Annotated in this window: 1 pseudogene; it reads right to left on the bottom strand. The window is 72.8% G+C overall.

What is annotated here, in order from left to right:
- Nucleotides 1-7: 7 nt before the first annotated feature.
- Nucleotides 8-1,165, bottom strand: a pseudogene (locus MTQ10_RS30630) (site-2 protease family protein); the annotation flags it as partial.
- Nucleotides 1,166-1,190: the final 25 nt, after the last annotated feature.

The following is a 1,190-nucleotide window of genomic DNA, read 5'->3' on the forward strand; positions in this document are numbered from 1 at the left end:
GTGGGGGTCAGCTGGGGCGGGCCATGGCTTTGACGAAGGCGCGTTCGACGTCGGCGGCGGAGAGGACGCCGTAGATCTCGCCGGTTTCCTCGACGACGAGGTACTCGGTGGCGGGGGTGGCGCGCAGGACTTCCAGGAGGTCCTCTCCGGCGAGCTCGGCGGAGACGCGCATGCCGTCGGTGATGTCCTGGGCGAGGCCGCTGACGGGCACCCAGGGGCGGCGGTGTCCGGGGACGCCGGCGATGGCCGCCTCGCGGACGAGGGCAAGGGGTTCGCCGTCGGTGTCGACGACGACGAGTGCGCGGGCGCCGGCGTCGTTGGCGCGGCGCAGCGCCTCGGACAGGGGGGTGTCGGTGTGGACGGGGACGGCGCGGCGGGTGAGGGTGCGGGCGCGGAGTTCGGGCAGGTGTTCGCGGAGGCGGGCGACGCGGAGGCTGTTGCCGGCGCCGGTCCAGATGATCGCGGCGAGGATGGCGGCGAGCAGCGCGTCGGTGACGGTGTCCATGCCGACGCTGTCCTCGGCGGTCGAGCCGAGGGCGCCGGACTGGGTGAGCAGGGGCAGGCCGATGAGGACGGCGACGGCGAGGGCGCGGCCGACCCAGGCGGCGGCGACGGTGCCGCTCATGGGGCGGCCGGTGATCTTCCAGACGACGGCGCGGAGCATGCGGCCACCGTCCAGGGGGAGGCCGGGCAGCAGGTTGAAGGCGGCGACGATCAGGTTGGAGATCATCAGGCCGGCGAGGAGGACGCCGGGTACGGTGCCGGGTTCGACGGGCTGGAGGGCGAGGTAGAAGAGGCCGGCGAGGACCAGGGAGAGCAGGGGGCCGACGAAGGCGAGCACGAATTCGCGGCCGGGGGTCTCGGCTTCCTTCTCGATCTCGGAGACGCCGCCGAAGAACTGCAGCTGGATGCGGCGCACGGGGAGTTTGAAGCGGATCGCGGCGACGGTGTGGGCCAGCTCGTGGACGAGGACGGAGGCGTAGAAGGCGACGGCGAAGAAGAGGGAGACGAGGTAGCGGGCGGCTCCGAGTTCGGGGAGCACGCGGTCGAGCTGGCCGCCGAACACCCAGGTGATGAGGGCGGCGACGAGGAACCAGCTGGGGGCGACGTAGACGGGGACGCCGAAGGGGCGGCCCATGAGGATGCCGCCGCGCGGTTCGGGTGCTGGCCCTTATACACATCTCCGAGCC

Source organism: Streptomyces sp. XM83C (assembly GCF_023072675.1).
In the GTDB taxonomy this organism is placed as follows: domain Bacteria; phylum Actinomycetota; class Actinomycetes; order Streptomycetales; family Streptomycetaceae; genus Streptomyces; species Streptomyces thermocoprophilus.